This window comes from Mesorhizobium sp. M0410 (assembly GCF_040321435.1).
GTDB lineage: Bacteria > Pseudomonadota > Alphaproteobacteria > Rhizobiales > Rhizobiaceae > Mesorhizobium.
In genome coordinates this window covers 1-16542 of sequence record NZ_JAMYRN010000022.1, presented here as the reverse complement: position 1 = coordinate 16542, position 16542 = coordinate 1, and the positions used below count along the sequence as shown (strand labels likewise).

General features: G+C 63.1%; 11 protein-coding genes and 3 pseudogenes. 13 read left to right on the top strand and 1 reads right to left on the bottom strand.

What is annotated here, in order from left to right; all coding sequences use genetic code 11:
* Nucleotides 1–39 precede the first annotated feature (39 nt).
* From NKI63_RS24930 to NKI63_RS24875, 12 genes and pseudogenes are all read left to right on the top strand, one after another.
* Nucleotides 40–1401, top strand: a complete 1362-nt coding sequence (locus NKI63_RS24930; protein WP_352778850.1) for a mandelate racemase/muconate lactonizing enzyme family protein — start codon at nucleotides 40–42, stop codon at nucleotides 1399–1401.
* A 17-nt stretch (nucleotides 1402–1418) separates the two neighbouring features.
* A complete protein-coding gene (locus NKI63_RS24925) occupies nucleotides 1419–2618 on the top strand; it encodes a mandelate racemase/muconate lactonizing enzyme family protein (RefSeq protein WP_352778852.1) in 1200 nt (399 codons plus the stop codon).
* A 475-nt stretch (nucleotides 2619–3093) separates the two neighbouring features.
* Nucleotides 3094–4197 (top strand): efflux RND transporter periplasmic adaptor subunit, encoded by a 1104-nt coding sequence (locus NKI63_RS24920; RefSeq protein ID WP_352650761.1) that lies wholly within the window; start codon nucleotides 3094–3096, stop codon nucleotides 4195–4197.
* Nucleotides 4194–7397 (top strand): efflux RND transporter permease subunit, encoded by a 3204-nt coding sequence (locus NKI63_RS24915; protein ID WP_352823737.1) that lies wholly within the window; start codon nucleotides 4194–4196, stop codon nucleotides 7395–7397. The genes NKI63_RS24920 and NKI63_RS24915 overlap by 4 nt, the downstream gene beginning before the upstream one ends.
* Nucleotides 7398–8776: 1379 nt before the next feature.
* On the top strand, nucleotides 8777–9388 hold the full coding sequence (locus NKI63_RS24910) for a cupin domain-containing protein (protein ID WP_352778856.1): 612 nt from the start codon (nucleotides 8777–8779) through the stop codon (nucleotides 9386–9388).
* A gap of 116 nt (nucleotides 9389–9504) precedes the next feature.
* Nucleotides 9505–10443, top strand: a complete 939-nt coding sequence (locus tag NKI63_RS24905) for an ABC transporter substrate-binding protein (protein ID WP_352483917.1) — start codon at nucleotides 9505–9507, stop codon at nucleotides 10441–10443.
* 74 nt (nucleotides 10444–10517) lie between these two features.
* Complete coding sequence (locus tag NKI63_RS24900; RefSeq protein ID WP_352778857.1) at nucleotides 10518–11315, top strand: ATP-binding cassette domain-containing protein; 798 nt, start codon at nucleotides 10518–10520, stop codon at nucleotides 11313–11315.
* Nucleotides 11312–12316 carry an ABC transporter permease gene (locus tag NKI63_RS24895; RefSeq protein ID WP_254819827.1) on the top strand — a complete coding sequence of 335 codons (1005 nt, stop codon included), beginning with the start codon at nucleotides 11312–11314 and terminating at the stop codon, nucleotides 12314–12316. The genes NKI63_RS24900 and NKI63_RS24895 overlap by 4 nt, the downstream gene beginning before the upstream one ends.
* 4 nt (nucleotides 12317–12320) lie before the next feature.
* Nucleotides 12321–13408, top strand: a pseudogene (locus tag NKI63_RS24890) (phosphotriesterase family protein).
* A gap of 27 nt (nucleotides 13409–13435) precedes the next feature.
* On the top strand, nucleotides 13436–14206 hold the full coding sequence (locus NKI63_RS24885; protein ID WP_352823732.1) for a glutamine amidotransferase: 771 nt from the start codon (nucleotides 13436–13438) through the stop codon (nucleotides 14204–14206).
* Nucleotides 14207–14209: 3 nt separating this feature from the next.
* Nucleotides 14210–15118, top strand: a complete 909-nt coding sequence (locus tag NKI63_RS24880; RefSeq protein ID WP_352739420.1) for a ribokinase — start codon at nucleotides 14210–14212, stop codon at nucleotides 15116–15118.
* A complete protein-coding gene (locus NKI63_RS24875; protein ID WP_352823730.1) occupies nucleotides 15115–15945 on the top strand; it encodes a BtpA/SgcQ family protein in 831 nt (276 codons plus the stop codon). Before NKI63_RS24880 ends, NKI63_RS24875 begins: the two co-directional genes overlap by 4 nt.
* 40 nt (nucleotides 15946–15985) lie before the next feature.
* Here NKI63_RS24875 and NKI63_RS24870 read toward each other — a convergent pair.
* Nucleotides 15986–16192, bottom strand: a pseudogene (locus NKI63_RS24870) (type II toxin-antitoxin system VapC family toxin); the annotation flags it as partial.
* Nucleotides 16193–16369: 177 nt separating this feature from the next.
* Here NKI63_RS24870 and NKI63_RS24865 point away from each other — a divergent pair.
* A pseudogene (locus NKI63_RS24865) lies at nucleotides 16370–16456 on the top strand (transposase); the annotation flags it as partial.
* Nucleotides 16457–16542: the final 86 nt, after the last annotated feature.

Sequence of the window (16542 nt, the reverse complement as noted above, 5' to 3'; positions counted from 1 at the left end):
CGCAGGGTGCGGGGCGACAAGCCGAAACGAGGATAAGTCATGGCAAAGACAGCTGGCGCCGACGAAGCGCTCAATCGGGTGAACGCGAACTCCAAGCCATCCCAGCTTCGCATCACCGACATGCGGATAGCCGAAATCGTCGGCGCGCCGTTCACCTCAACCCTGCTCAAGATTTACACCAACCAGGGCATCGTCGGGCTTGGCGAGGTGCGCGACGGCGCCAGCGCCACCTACGCGCTGATGCTGAAGAGCCGGCTGCTTGGCGAGAACCCTTGTGACATCGACCGCCTGTTTCGCCGGATCAAGCAGTTTGGTGGGCACGGCCGGCAAGGCGGCGGCGTCTCGGCGGTCGAAATTGCGTTGTGGGATCTCGCCGGCAAGGCCTACGGCGTGCCCGTCTACCAGATGCTCGGCGGCCGGTTTCGGGAGAAGGTGCGCGTCTATTGCGACACCGACGCTACCGTGCCGAGCGGCACCGAGACCGGCAAGCGCCTCAAGCAGCGCATGGCGCTCGGCTTCACCTTCCTCAAGATGGATCTGGGGCTGATGCAGATCGCGGATGTACCCGGTGCGGTCGTGTCCCCTGCCGGCTCACTTGAAGGGTACCGCGTTCATCCCGGCCGCGGCCCCGTCAAGACCCTTGAGGAGCGACGCGCCCGCAATGCCGCCTACGATTTGCACAACGTCCCCCATCCGTTTACCGGCCTCCACTTTTCCGACAAGGGCCTCGACCTGCTTGAGCAGTACATTGCCGAGGTTCGCGATGTGATCGGCATGGATATTCCGCTCGCCATTGACCATGTCGGCCACATCTCGCTGCAGAACGGAATTCGGCTCGCCAGGCGGATTGAAAAATACGTGCCGGCCTGGCTCGAGGATGTGATCCCATGGCAGTACACCGAGCAGTACCGGCAACTGCAGGCCGCGACCACGGTGCCGATCTGCACGGGCGAGGACATTTACCTCAAGGAGGGTTTCGAACCTTTGCTCAAGACTGGCGGTGTCTCGGTCGTCCACCCGGACCTGCTCACCAGCGGAGGCATCCTCGAGACCAAGAAGACCGGCGACATGGCCCAGGACCACGGCGTCGCGATGGCCATCCATATGGCCGAAAGTCCCATCGCCGCAATGGCGGCGGCACATGTGGCGACCGCGACCGAAAACTTCATGGCGCTCGAATACCACTCTGCCGATGTCGACTGGTGGGACGATATCGTCACCGGCGTTCCCAGGCCGCTCGTGAAGGACGGCTTTGTCACTGTTCCGGACAAACCTGGCCTGGGGATTGACGACGTCGTCGACGAGGTAATCTCGCAGCATCTGCAGCCAGGTGTCACCGGCATCTGGCAGCCCACGGATCACTGGGATAACGAGTATTCCTGGGACCGCACCTGGAGCTGAGGCGAAAAGAACCGAAGATGAAGATCACCGACCTCCGCTGCGCCGTCATCGGCAAACATCCCATCGTCCGCATCGTTACCGACGAGGGCCTCTATGGCCTTGGCGAAGTCGAGTTTACCAAGACCTACCTCAAACCCTGGGTGCTGCATTTCCGCGAGGCGCTGATCGGCGAGGACCCGACCGACGTCGAGCGGGTGATGCTGAAGATCCGCCAACGCGGCTCTTTCAAGCCCTATGGCGCGGCGGTAAGCGCTATCGAGCATGCGCTGTGGGACATAGCCGGCAAGGCCGCAGGCGTGCCGGCCTACAAACTGCTCGGCGGCAAGGTGCGCGACAAGGTGCGCGTCTATAACGGCTCGATCCGCCAAAAGCGAACGGGGGACCGGCCGGAGGATTACGCCGCTGACGTGAAATGGATGATGGAGCAGCCGCAGAACTTCTTCATGATCAAGCAAGGGATCTCGTTCCACTCCAACATGAAGGACACCGTCGAGGGCTTCCATTACGGCGTGACGCAGAAGAAGGCTGGCTATCACGGTGCCATGGATCAGGGCGTGATCAGCGAGCGCGGTTTCAACCACATGCTCGACTGCGTGATCGCGATGAAGGAAGTGATGGGCGACAAGGTCAGCCTGGCGCTCGACTGCGGCCCTGGCTGGATGCTGCCCGATGCGATCAAGTTCGCTCGCGCGGTCGAGAAGTACAATTTGATGTGGCTCGAGGACATGCTGACCGGCGACTATGTGCCGTGGGTCAATCCGCAGGCCTATCGGGAGCTGACCACCTCCACCTCGACGCCAATTCATACCGGCGAGCAGATCTATCTGCGGCACAATTTCAAGGAGCTGATCGAAACTCAGGCGGTGCGCGTCATCGGTCCCGATCCGGCCGATATTGGCGGCATTGCCGAGCTCAAATGGGTCGCCGAGCACGCCTATATGCACTCGATCCTGATGGCACCGCACGGCACCGCGAACGGCCTTCTAGGCCTCGGCGCGCTGATCAATGTCTGCGCCACCCTGCCCGCCAACTACATCGCGTTTGAATACCCGAGCGCCTCCGACCCGTGGTGGGAGGACCTCGTAATCGGCCTGCCGTCGCAGATCGTGAAGGACAGCATGGTGGACCTGCTGGAAGCGCCGGGGCTGGGCCTCGACATCGACGCCGAAGCAGCCAGGAAGCATCTCCGGGAAGAGGATGCGGGCTTCTTCGACTGAACCATGTTCTTGCGCCACCCTGCACCGCGCGGACCGCTTCACGCAGCCTGTCATCCGGAATGACCGTTTCGGGGCCCGATAGCGGAATGGCGGCTTTAACGTTTGAAGACCGATTGCAGACGTTCAGCCCGACGGCACCAAAGTTGCTCCTAGGTCTAGCCGCTCCCCGTCTCAATGGCATCCCGGATCGCCCGGTGGATCTGCGTCGCCAGTCGCGGGTGGCGGAGCAGCCACAGGGTGGACATTTCAGCCCACATGGAAAATGATCATCTTGCCATGCACAACACTGCAGTGCTCTGATTTCGACGAGTAGCCTGAACGTAGAAGCGGATCAACCGGCCTCCGGGTCCAGCGAGCGGGGACGCAAATGGACACCCTAGAGAATGGGCAATTGCATGGCGACGCGGGCGGGCGACCCCGTCGATCGGCCGACTGGCTTGCCCGCGCCGCCGTATCGGCGACATTCCTGCTCGGCATGGCTTTCAGCACTGCGTTTGCGCAGGACCAGCAGCTACCCGTGGTGACGGCGGCCAAGCCAGTGGTCCGTGAAATCGTCGAAGACGACGAGTTCGTCGGGCGCTTCGAAGCCGTCGACCAGGTCGCCATCCGTTCGCGCGTCAGCGGCTATCTGGACAAGGTCAGCTTCCAGGACGGCGCACTGGTCAACAAGGGAGACCTGCTCTTCACCATCGACCAGCGTCCGTACCAGGCGGCTTATGATGCCGCCAAGTCGCAAGTGGACGTCGCCAAGAGTCTGCTCGAATTCTCCAAGATGCAGCTGGATCGCGCCGACGAACTCGCCAAGACCGGCAACATCTCAACCGCGACGCTCGACGACCGCCGGCGGGAATACCTTTCGGCGCAGGCGCAGATGCAGGGCGCGACGGCTGCTCTGACGACGGCCAGCCTGAACATGGAATTCACCGAGATCAAGGCGCCCTTGTCCGGCCGCATCGACCGCCGGCTGGTGTCGGTCGGCAATCTCGTGCAGCCGGATTCCACCTTGCTGACGACCATCGTTACGCGCGATCCGATTGACTTCTATTTCGACGTCGATGAGCGCCTGTATTTCAGCTACGCCCGCGACGCGAAGGAGCGCGGCGGCAGCATGCAGGAAGGCGCCGGCGGGCTCGAGGTAGTGGTTCGCGTCGCCGACCGCACGGAGGCGGTATTCAAAGGCAAGCTCGATTTTGCCGAGAACCGGATCGACAACGCGACCGGCACCATGCGGGTGCGTGCAAGGTTTCCCAACACCGACGGCATTCTCCAGCCAGGCATGTTCGGGCGCATCAACGTGCCGGGGTCGCTGCCGCATAGCGGCGTGCTGGTGCCCGACGAGGCGATCGGCGCCGATCAGGATCGCCGCATCGTGTTCCTGGTGGATGAGGCCGGGATGGTGTCGGCGAAGCCCGTGCGCACCGGCCCGCTTCTCGACGGCTACCGGGTGATCCGCGGGGGCCTGACCGGCAACGAGACGATCATCGTCAACGGGCTGATGCACGCCAGGCCCGGCACCAAGGTGAAGGTCGAGATGGTGACGTTGCCGCCCAAGGCCGAGATCGCCGAGTTGCAGCAATGAGGTTCGCACATTTCTTCGTCGACCGTCCGATCTTCGCATCGGTCGTTTCGGTCATCCTGCTGATCCTCGGCGGGATTGCTTATACCCAGCTGCCGGTCGCGCAATATCCCGAGATCGCGCCGCCGACCATCGTCGTTCGCGCGCAGTATCCGGGCGCCGACGCCGAGACGGTCGCAGCGACGGTGGCAACGCCGATCGAGCAGGAGATCAACGGCGTCGAGGGCATGCTCTACATGTCGTCCTATTCGTCGGGCGACGGGGCGATGGCGCTGACCATCACATTCAAGCTGGGCACCGATCTCGACCAGGCGCAGGTGCTGGTGCAGAACCGCGTATCGGTCGCCGAGCCGCGCCTGCCCGAAGAAGTCCGCCGCCTCGGCATAACGACCACCAAGAGCTCGCCCGACCTGATGATGGTCGTGCACATGCTGTCGCCCGACAATACCTACGACCAGCTCTACGTCTCGAACTACGCCCGCTCGCGGGTGCGCGACATACTGCTCAGACTCGACGGCGTCGGCGACCTCATCATCTTCGGCGAACGCGAATATTCGCTGCGCATTTGGCTCGATCCGGAAAAACTGTCCGCCCTGGGGATGACCTCGGGCGATGTGGTGCAGGCGCTGCGCGACCAGAACGTCCAGGTGTCGGGTGGCGCGATCGGCGCGCCGCCGACCAGCACCGGCACGGCGTTCCAGTACACGGTCACCACGCAAGGCCGCTTCAACGACGCACGCGACTTCCGATACGTGATCGTCAAATCGACCGACGACGGCCGCCTGATCTCGCTGCAGGACGTGGCGCGCATCGAGCTCGGCGCCAAGGATTACGTCACCAACTCCTATCTCAACGGCAAACCGGCGGTGGCGCTCGCCATCTTCCAGCGGCCGGGCACCAATGCGCTTGCCGCAGCGGCGGAAATCCAGGACAAGATGAAGGAGCTTTCCCGCGACTTCCCGAAGGGGTTGAGCTACGACATCGTCTACAATCCGACCGAGTTCGTCGCCGAGTCGATCCGGGAGGTCTACAAGACAATCCTGGAGGCGATGCTGCTGGTCATCATCGTCATCATCGTCTTCCTGCAATCGTGGCGCATGGCGATCGTGCCGATCGTGGCGATCCCCGTGTCGCTGATCGGCACGCTGGCGGTGCTTTACGCCGCCGGCTTCTCGCTCAACATGCTGACGCTGTTCGGCCTCGTTCTGGCGATCGGCATCGTCGTCGACGATGCGATCGTCGTGGTCGAGAACGTCGAGCGCAATATCGCCAGAGGGCTGGCGCCCAATCCGGCGTCGCACCTGACCATGGACGAAGTCGGAACCGCGGTCATCGCGATCTCGCTGGTGCTGATAGCCGTGTTCGTACCGACAGCCTTCATCCCCGGCATTTCTGGGCAGTTCTACTTGCAGTTTGCGATCACCATCGCGGTGTCGACGGCGATCTCGGCATTCAATTCGCTGACGCTTTCGCCGGCGCTGGCCGCACTGCTGTTCAAGCCGCACCACGCCGCGGCGGCGCCGCCGCGCTTTTTCCTGGCGCGGTTCGGACGGGCGCTCGCCGACGGCTTCAATCGCGGCTTCGACAGGGTCGCCCACTGGTATTCGAGCATCATCCGCGTGCTGATCGGCTCGTGGATAACGATCGCCGCCATGCTGGCCGTTTTCGCGGGCCTCATCTACGCCACGGTCTACATGGTGCAGGCGGTGCCGCGCGGTTTCATTCCGTCGCTTGACCAGGGCTATGCGATCGTCGTCGTCCAGTTGCCGGACGGCGCTTCGTTGTCGAGGACCGATGCGGTCATCCAGCAGGCGTCGCAGATCATCCAGAAAACGCCCGGCGTCGACTACGCAGTCGCCTTCGCCGGCTTCTCCGGCGCGACCTTCACCAACGCCAGCAATGCGGGCGTGATCTTCGCCAGGTTCAAGCCGTTTGACGAGCGACTGAAAGTCAACCAGTCGGCGACCCAGGTCATCGGCAATCTGTTCGGCAGCCTGCAAAGCATCAAGGAAGCCTTCATTATCGCACTGCCGCCGCCGCCGATCCGCGGCGTCGGAAATGCCGGCGGCTTCAAGCTGCAGATCCAGGAGCGCAACAGCGCCGATATGCGGCAGATCCTGGCGCTTGCCTACGAAATCGCCGGCAAGGCCAACAAGACGCCGGGGCTGACGGGCGTGTTCACCACCTTCTCCGTGTCGAGCCCGCAATTCTTCCTGGCGATCGATCGCGACAAGGCGCGCATCCTGAACGTGCCGATCCCCAACATCTTCGAGACGCTGTCGATCAATTTGGGCACCGCCTACGTCAACGACTTCAACGCTTTCGGGCGCGTCTACCAGGTGCGGGCGCAGGCCGACCAGGCGTTCCGCCTAGATCGCGCCGACATCTTGAAACTGAAGGTGCGCTCGGCGACCGGCGCGCTGGTTCCGCTCGGCACGTTGGTCGAGATCCGCGACGCCACCGGCCCGGCGCTGGTCCAGCGCTACAACATGTACGTCTCGGTGCCGCTGCAGGGCAACGCCGCGCCCGGCGTTTCCACAGGCGACGCGCTGGCATTGATGGAAGGGATCACGGCAAAGACGCTGCCGGCCGGTACCTCCTATGAATGGACCGAGCTCGCCTATCAGGAGCGCAACACCGGCAATGCCGCACTCTATATCTTCGGACTTTCGGTGCTGTTCGTGTTCCTGGCGCTGGCGGCGCAATATGAAAGCTTGGTGCTGCCGTTCGCCATTGTGCTGGTGGTGCCGCTCGGCGTGCTCGCGGCGTTGCTCGGCGTGTCGTTCCGAGGGCTGGACAACAACATCCTCGTGCAGATCGGCCTCATCGTGCTAATCGGGCTTGCCGCCAAGAACGCGATCCTGATCGTCGAATTCGCGCGGCAGGCGCAGGAACGCGGGCTGTCCGCCGCCGAAGCTGCCGTCGAAGCCTGCCGGCTCAGGCTGCGGCCGATCCTGATGACCGCCTTCTCGTTCATCCTCGGCGTCGTGCCGCTGATGATCGCAACGGGCCCGGGCGCAGAAATGCGCCAGTCGCTCGGCACCGCGGTATTCTCCGGCATGCTCGGCGTCACCTTCGTCGGCCTTTTCCTGACGCCGGTGTTCTACGTCACGCTCAGGTCGCTGTTTTCGCGGCGCAAGCCCCGTGCCGAGGCCGAGCCTTCGCGGCCGGCAGGGGCGCCAGCGGAGACGGCCGCCGAGTAGGGTTACGAATTCGCCGCGTCGGGCGCGGCTTATCACTCAAAAAAATCGGCGCGGCGCGGCAACGGCCACGATCTGCGCGACCTCGGCGTCGAGGTGCGGCGGAGACCCTGCTCGGTCTGAGCCAGCAATCCAGCCCAACAGCCGCATCTAGTTCAGCGAGACGATGCCGGGCGGCGAGGCCAGTGCGATCTTCTGGTCGGCCAGGCGGGGCTTAAGGGCGCAACCGCGACCTCCGGAGTCCTCGCTTGCGATGTCTGTTTTCAGGAGGCGGAGAAGCTGATCTCTGCGGCCGAGATTGCGGCGCAGAGCAGACGGTCGGCTTTCAAACCCGGAGCGACAAGAGCAGACCTTTGTTCGGCGCAAGTGTCGTCCTGACGTGACGCAACGCGGTCTTCCGTTGCGAGCGCCGCTGGCTGGAGCTGCGTTAAGTCGGTCGGCGGCCAATGGTATTTTCAATGGAACGCTAATATACATGGAAACCCCAACGAGCAGCGCCTGCCAGATACTTGAGGAATGCCATGCGAAGGCTCATCTTCACGGCGATGTGTATCGCCGCCGCAACAGCCGCTAACGCCCATGATTGGTACGAAGACAAGATTGACCCGCAGACCAAATTCAAGTGCTGCGGCGGTTCAGATTGCCGCGCCATACCTCGGTCTTCGGTGCGGTCCAGGGTAGACGGCGGGTACACTTATTTGCCGCATAATTTCACCATCCCACGGGACCGTGTTCAGGAATCCCCGGACGGTCAATACCACATATGCGAAAATAAATATGCTGTAACCAATCAGCTGTATTGGCGTTGCTTCTTCGCACCTCGTGTAGATGTATCTATACTTCTAAAGCATTAATCGGTCGCCGCTTCCGCAATTCACTTCCGCAAGGTGTTAGTCCATTAATTCTGTTGGACTTTCTTCAAAATTGTCGAAGCTCAAGCCGTGCGCGACTGCCCCAGGGATTTTATGACTACGCCGCGGCTATCGAGAGCCTGCCCGCCCTGGGTGTAACTCTATTGGGCCCGGCCGCGGGTGACTTCTGGCGACTCCGCGAATTCGGACAGTCCAGATTTTATCGTGTCGGCGCGGCCGTGGTTGTGTAGATTGGCTACGTGGCCCGCCTTGCCGCATTGTCGTTCCAAGTCCACTCGCCACGTGACGCAAACGCGGTAACGGCTGGCGATTTCGACCACGAGGGACAGCCAAGCGACAGGGGATAACTGGCGCGGGATCATCAGCACGGTTCATGCGGGAGCGGCATTCGCCGGATGCGGCAGCTGCGGCTGAAGTCTCGAATTTGACGCATCAGCACTTGCAAATCGTCAGCCGAGGTCTTTTGCTCGCGCGATAGTTGCCCTTGACCGTTGAATGGTTGGCGAACAGATGAACAAGATCGATCGACGGCGGCCAGAGTCAGAAACGGACGCCACCGCAAATGCCGCGAGACTTGGAACTCGGCTGCGCCTCGCCCGCCAAACACACGGCATGACGCTGAAGACGCTGGCCGCGGCTGCGAATTGCTCGGAAAGCCTGCTGTCCAAGATCGAGAACGGTAAGGCTTCGCCGTCCCTGCCCATGCTTCACCGTCTGGTCGAGGTTCTCGACACCAACATCGGCTGGATGTTCGAGCAAGTCGACGACGACGAGGCGATCGTATTCCGGGCGGGCGCAAGGCCTTTGATTGCGCTCGACGCGCTACGGCGCGGCGAAGGCATTTCGCTCGAACGCATCATTCCATATTCGCCTGGCCACCTCTTACAATGCAACATTCATCACATCGAGGCGGAGGGCTCGAGCGAAGGTCCGATCCAGCATTCCGGCGAGGAAGTTGGTTATGTGCTCGCCGGCCGGATCGAGTTGATCGTCGACGGCAAGAGCCATGCTCTCGCCACGGGTGATGCCTTCGTGTTCAGGTCGGAGCTGCCGCATCATTACCGCAACATCGGCGAGGAACGCGCCAGCATTTTCTGGGTCAATACGCCGGCGACTTTCTGAGCAACGCTCGGCGTTCATTTGGATTGACAAATATTCAAGTCTCTTGAATGGTTGCCTCGTGCCTGTAGCACCAACGGGACCAGCCGAGGTCTGGTCCGCAAGCAAGGGGAACCGAAATGCGTCTGTTCAAACTTCTCGCCGGCTGTGCCGCCGCCATTGCCATGGGCTCGGCAGCCATGGGCTCGGCGCTTGCCGATACGTTCGCTCTCGTCAACATCAACCAGCAGGCCCTGTTCTTCAACCAGATCAACGAGGGCGCGCAAAAGGCAGCCGACGCCGCTGGCGCCAAGCTGGTCATTTTCAACGCCAATAATGTGCCGAGCGCGCAGAACGACGCGATCGAGAACTACATCACGCAGAAAGTCGATGGCATCATTCTAGTCGCCATCGACGTCAACGGCGTCAAGCCTGCGATCACCGCAGCCAAGGCGGCCGGCATTCCCGTCATAGCCATCGACGCGCAGATCCCCGACGGCGACAATGTTTCGTTCATCGGCGTCGACAACACCAAGGCCGGCGAGGACATCGGCAAATTCTACGCCGACTATGTGAAGACCGAGATGGGCGGCAAGGCCAAGATCGGTATCGTCGGCGCACTCAATTCATTCATCCAGAACCAGCGGCTCGACGGCTTCAAGAAGGCGGTGACCGAAAGCGGCCAGGCCGTCACCTTCCTCGACACGGTCGACGGCCAGAACGTTCAGGAGACCGCGTTGAGCGCTTCGGAAAACCTGATGACCGCCAATCCGGACATGAACTCGCTCTATGCAACCGGAGAGCCGGCCTTGCTCGGCGCAGTTTCGGCCGTGACCAGCCAGGGCCGCACCGGCGACGTCAAGGTGTTCGGCTGGGATCTGACCAAGCAGGCCGTTCAGGGCATCGACGACGGCTGGGTGGTCGCGGTCGTGCAGCAGGATCCAGCCGGCGAAGGCAAGGCTGCGGTCGAAGCGCTGGGCAAGCTCAAGAAGGGCGAGAAAATCGATCCGATCATCAATATCCCGGTGACGATCGTGACCAAGAAGAATGTCGACCAATACCGCGCGATGTTCAAGTAAACTGCGTCGGCGACCGGGCCGCGGCGCCGCCTGGGGCTGCGCCGCGGGCACCTTGCAATCGCGTGGAATCCCAGATGAGCAGTGGCCAGACCTATCGGGTGCGGATGAGCGGCATCTCAAAGCGCTACAACGCCATCCAGACGCTCGATGACGTATCGCTGACGCTGAAGCCGGGCGAGGTGCTGGGGCTGGTCGGCGACAATGGCGCCGGCAAGTCGACATTGAGCAAGGTGCTGTCGGGGGCAGTGGTTCCCGACGCCGGCACCATCGAAATCGACGGCAAGCCGGTGATCTTCAGCTCGCCGGCGGACGCACGTGCGGCGCGCGTCGAGATGGTCTACCAGGACCTGTCGCTGTGCGACACGGTCGACGTCGCCGGCAATCTGTTTCTCGGCCGCGAGCCGCGCCGCCGCATCGCAGGCATTTCCTTTCTCGACAAAAAGCGCATGCATGACGAGACGCGCCAGATGCTCGATCGGCTCGGCATCGTCATTGCCGACACGCGACTCAAGGTCGAAAACCTCTCCGGCGGGCAGCGCCAGTCGATCGCGATCGGCCGTGCCGCCTCGTTCGAGCCGGCCGTGCTGATCATGGACGAGCCGACGGCAGCGCTTGCCGTGGCCGAAGTCGAAGCGGTGCTCGAACTGATCCGCGCGGTCAGTGCGCGCGGTGTCAGCGTCATCCTGATCACCCACCGGCTCCAGGATCTGTTCCTCGTCTGCGACCGCATCCAGGTCATGTACGAAGGGCGCAACGTAGCCGAGCGGCTGATCGGCGAGACCAACATCGAGGACGTGGTCAATCTGATCGTCGGCCGCAAGTTCAATGCGCGTTCCGCCACCAACGGCTACCGCGGTGGAGCGCCGGCATGAGCGACGCGATCCACGCCGCCCAGCCCTCACGTGTACGCAAGGGCACCTGGCGCGATGCGCTCCTCGCCAATGGCAGTGTCGTCTCGATCGCGCTGTTCTTTCTGGTCGTCTGCATCATCTTCTCGGTTGCGACCGACGCGTTTCTGACATCGCCCAATCTGTTGAACATCCTGCGGCAGTCGGCGCCGCTGCTGATCGTTGCCGCGGCAATGACTTTCGTCATCACCACCGGCGGCATCGATCTTTCGGTCGGCTCCGTGCTGGCGCTGGTGGCGACGCTGTCGGCGACACTTTTGCAGTTTGGCCTGCCGTGGCCAGTCGTTATCCTCGTCATGCTCGCGCTCGGTGCCCTGCTTGGCGCGGTGCAGGGCTATTTCGTCGCCTATGAGGGCATCCCGTCCTTCATCGTCACGCTTGCCGGGCTTTCGGTGATCCGGGGCGTGGCGCTGCTGATCACCGGCGGCTATTCCATCCCGATCGAGCCCGGAAGCGCTTTCACCGTGCTGGGCCGCGCCTGGTTCCTTGGCGTGCCGGTGCCGGCGCTGATCGCGCTGGCGATCCTGGCGATCGCCTATCTCGCCTTCAACGAGACGCCGTTCGGCCGCTATGTCACCGGCATCGGCGCCAACGCCGAGGCGGTGCGGCGTGCCGGCGTCAACACGCGGCAGACGACGCTCTTCGTCTATGTGATTTCCGCCACCGCGGCGGCCCTTGCCGGCATCATCATTGCTGCCCGGCTCGGATCGGGATCTTCAAATGCCGGACAGGGTTTCGAGCTGGAAGTCATCGCCGCCGTCGTGCTCGGCGGCACCAGCCTGTTCGGCGGCCGTGGAACGATCATCGGCACGGTGCTCGGCGCGCTGACCGTCGCCGTCATCGGCAACGGCCTGATCCTGGCGCATCTGTCGCCCTTCCTGACGCCGATCGTCACCGGAACGATCATCCTGATCGCCATCTGGCTGAACTTCCGCCTGTTCCGCGGCGCCGTGCGGAGCCGTTGAGCCGATGAGTGGTCTGTTCGATGACGCAGCGCCCAGGCAGCGGTTGCCAATCGGGGTCGAAACCGGCCAAGTGATGACCGTGCTCGGCCCGGTTCCGGTCGAGGAGATGGGGATAACGCTGATGCACGAGCACATATTGCTCGACGGCGCGCGCAGCTGGAAATGCCCCTGCCATCCCGATGACATGGCGATCGCCGAGCAGCCGGTGAACATCGAGATCATCGGCGAATTGCGCATGAACCCTTACGTCAACCGCGACAATGTCTCGCTCGACGACGCCGACCTGGCGCTGTCGGAACTGCAGCGCTATCGCGCGCTGGGCGGCCACACCGTCGTCGACGCCACCAATATCGGCATCGGCCGTGACCCCGAAAAGCTCGCCCGCATCAGCCGCATGTCCGGCCTCAAGATCGTCATGGGCACCGGTTTCTATCTCGAGCATACCCATCCCGAATGGCTGAAGGCCATGGATGTCGACGCCGTGACCGAGTTCATCGTCAACGATGTCGGCGGCGGCGAGACGCAGCCGCCGATCATGGCCGGGCTGATCGGCGAGGTCGGCGTCAGCGGGGATTTCAGCTCCGAGGAACGCAAGTCGCTGCGAGCTTCGGCGCGCGCTTCGCGCATCACCGGCGTGCCGCTGTCGATCCATCTGCCTGGCTGGGAGCGGCTGGCGCACGACGTGCTCGATATCGTCGAGGCCGAGGGCGCCGATCTCCGCCACACCGTGCTCTGCCACATGAACCCGAGCCACGACGATCCCGATTACCAGAAAAGCCTCGCCCGGCGCGGCGCGTTCCTCGAATACGACATGATCGGCATGGACTATTATTATGCCGACCCGGACGCGCAATCGCCCTCCGACGAGGAGAACGCACGCGCCATCGCCGCCCTTGTCGAGGCCGCTTCGGCGACCGCCTGCTATTGTCGCAGGATGTGTTCCTCAAGATCATGCTGACGCGCTTCGGCGGCTTCGGCTATGGCTATATCCTGAAGCATTTCATACCGCGTCTGAAACGCCACGGCGTCGAGCAGGCGGCCATCGACCGCATGCTGATCGCCAATCCGAAGAGCGTGTTCGCGCGGCTCTAAGCGGCCTGGAACTACACGGGAGTTCAAATGTCCAAGAAGAAGATCCTGCTTGCCGGCGAATCCTGGGTGTCGACCGCGACCCACATCAAGGGTTTCGACCAGTTCCCGACTGTCACCTATCACACCGGCGCCGACGAATTGCTGGGCGCGCTCAAGGCGACCGATTTCGACGTCACCTTCATGCCGGCGCATGAGGCGCAGCGTGGCTTTCCTCAGACGATGGAGGCGCTGTCGGCCTATGACGCGGTCGTGCTCTCCGACATTGGCGCCAACACCCTGCTGCTGCATCCCGACACCTGGGTCCACTCCAAGCCGACGCCGAACCGCCTGCGCCTGCTCCGCGATTACGTCAGCGACGGCGGCGGTCTGTTGATGTTCGGCGGTTATTACAGCTTCCAGGGCATCAATGGCGGCGCGCGCTACCGCAAGACGCCGATCGAGGACGTGCTGCCGGTGAACTGCCTGGCCTACGACGACCGCGTCGAGGTTCCCGAAGGCTTTGCCCCGGTGCCGAAACCAGGGTCGACACATCCTATCCTCAGGGGCCTCGGTTCGGACTGGCCGATCCTGCTCGGCTTCAACGAGGTGACACTGAAGGACGAGGTGGAAGTTCTGGCCAGCGTATCGTCGGATTATGGTTCGCTGCCGCTGCTTGTCACCGGCCATTACGGCAAGGGCCGCACCGTGGCCTGGACATCCGATGTCGGGCCGCATTGGCTGCCGCCGCAGTTCATCGCCTGGCCAGGCTACAAGACCCTGTTCGAACAGATGCTGGGTTGGGCGACCGGCGAGAGCTGAGCCATGCATGTCCACGTCGTCGGCAATGCCTGCATCGATACCATGTTTCGCGTCGGCCGCCTCCCTGCCGCGGGCGAGACTTTGAATGCCGTGAGCTATGCCGACGGGCTCGGCGGCAAGGGTGCCAACCAAGCGGTCGCAGCAACGCGGACTGGTGCAGAGGTGACGTTCTGGACGGCGCTCGGCAAGGACCGCGAAGGCACATGGATCAGGAGCCGCCTCAACAGCGAACTGTCAGACCTCGAGGTCAGCGAATTCGAGCTGCCGAGCGACCGCTCGACCATCGTCGTCGATCGAGGCGGCGAGAATTTCATTGTCAGCGGCGTTGCCTGCAGCGAAGCGTTCGATCCGGTGGCGCAAACAGCACTTGTCCGCTGGATCGCTCCCGGCGACATCCTCGTCTGCCAGGGAAATTTGCGTGCCGCCGCGACCGATGCCAGCCTCAGAGCAGCAAAGGAAAACGGCGCACGCACCGTTCTCAACGCCAGCCCGATCGATGCGGCATCCGTTCCCGATCTTGGCCTGGCGGAGTTTTTGGTTGTCAACCAATCCGAGGCGAAAACCCTGACCGGCCGCGATGACATGACAGCAGCCGCCGGCGCGCTGGTGGCCAAAGGTGCAGGCACCGTCATCATCACGCTCGGCGCCGCAGGCTGTCTCGTGCTTGGCCCGGGTCAGGAAGAGCCGCTTCGTTTGCCGGCGCCGCAGGTCGAGGCGCTCGACACCAGCGGCGCCGGCGATGTGTTCTGCGGCTGTCTCGCCGGCGGGCTTGCGCGGGGCATGTTGGTCACCTCGGCGCTGGAGCTTGCGCTGGCGGCCGCCGCAATTGCCGTGACACGGCCGGGCACGCTGGCATCCTGTCCTTCCGCCTCCGAGATGGCGGTGCTCATCGATCAAATGGAGCTCTCATGACCCAGATCGGCCAATCCGGCGGCGACGCACTCTTGCACCTTTTCGGCCGCACCAAGGTAGTGATCGGCGTCGTTCACCTGGCGCCCCTGCCCGGCGCGCCGCGCTATGACGGCGAGGCAGTGGAGGTGATCTACCAGCGTGGGCTCGATGACGCCAAAGCCTATCTCGACGGCGGCTGCGACGGCGTCATCGTCGAGAACCATGGCGACATCCCTTTCGCCAAGCCTGATGATATCGGGCCGGAGACGGCGGCCTATATGGGGGTCGTTTCCGACCGCATCCGCCGCGAGCTCGGCAGGCCGGTCGGCATCAACGTGCTGGCCAATGCCGCGATCCCGGCCTTGGCGATCGCCAGCGCTGCCGGCGCCGGTTTCGTCCGCGTCAATCAATGGGCGAACGCCTATGTCGCCAATGAGGGTTTTGTCGAGGGCGAGTCGGGCCGCGCAGCGCGCTACCGCGCCAGGCTGCGCGCCAACGGCATCCGCATCTTCGCCGATGCCCATGTCAAACACGGCGCACATGCCATCGTCGCCGACCGTCCGGTGGAGGAACTGGTCAAGGACCTGGTCTTCTTCGATGCCGATGCCATCATCGCCACCGGCCAGCGCACCGGCCACGCCGCGGATTTAGGCTACATAAGCATGATCAAGCAGGCCGCCGGCCTGCCGACGCTGGTCGGAAGCGGCGTGACGCCGGACAATGCCAACGATATCCTCGCCATTGTCGACGGGGTCATCATCGCCAGCGCGCTGAAGCACGACGGCGTCTGGTGGAACCAGGTCGACTCTGCTCGGGTAAAGGCGTTCATGGGTGGTCTGAAGCGATAGCTGACTTCAACCGCCTAGCCCACCGCTCCGGCCCCCTCCGTCAGAGACGACGGACAGGCCCAGGATACTGCGCGACCAGATCGTCGACGGTCAGCAATCGGATGCCTTCCACAATCGATTGAGCAATCAGGATCCGATCGAAGGGGTCCTTGTGGATGGGTGGAAGCCCCTCCACCGCAATGGCATGCTCGCCGGTCATTGGCAGCTCATGATAACCATTGTCTATCAGGCCCATAAAACTTAGTCTAATGGGCCCGATCTTCGAGTGTCTATCTCTCCGCCGATAGGATGGGATCCAATTGCCCATTCCCTCGACCAAAAGCCGTGGCCGATCTTCGCGCTGGGCGCAGGCCAATGGCGCAGTCGAGGCGATTGAAATGGGCAATGCCTGAAAACTGGGGCGTCGAGGCCTACGCTCTCGGCGCCCCGTATCGGCATCACCGCCGTCCTTCACAGGCAAGGCTCCGCGATGACCCACCGTCCGCACCTGCACGTGATCGTGCCGGGCGGCTTCGCCCGGCTCGATCGATGATGGTCGAGCGGCTACTAGGCCGGCAACGCGCCGGATCTTTTGGCCGTCCAGGTGGCGATATAGTC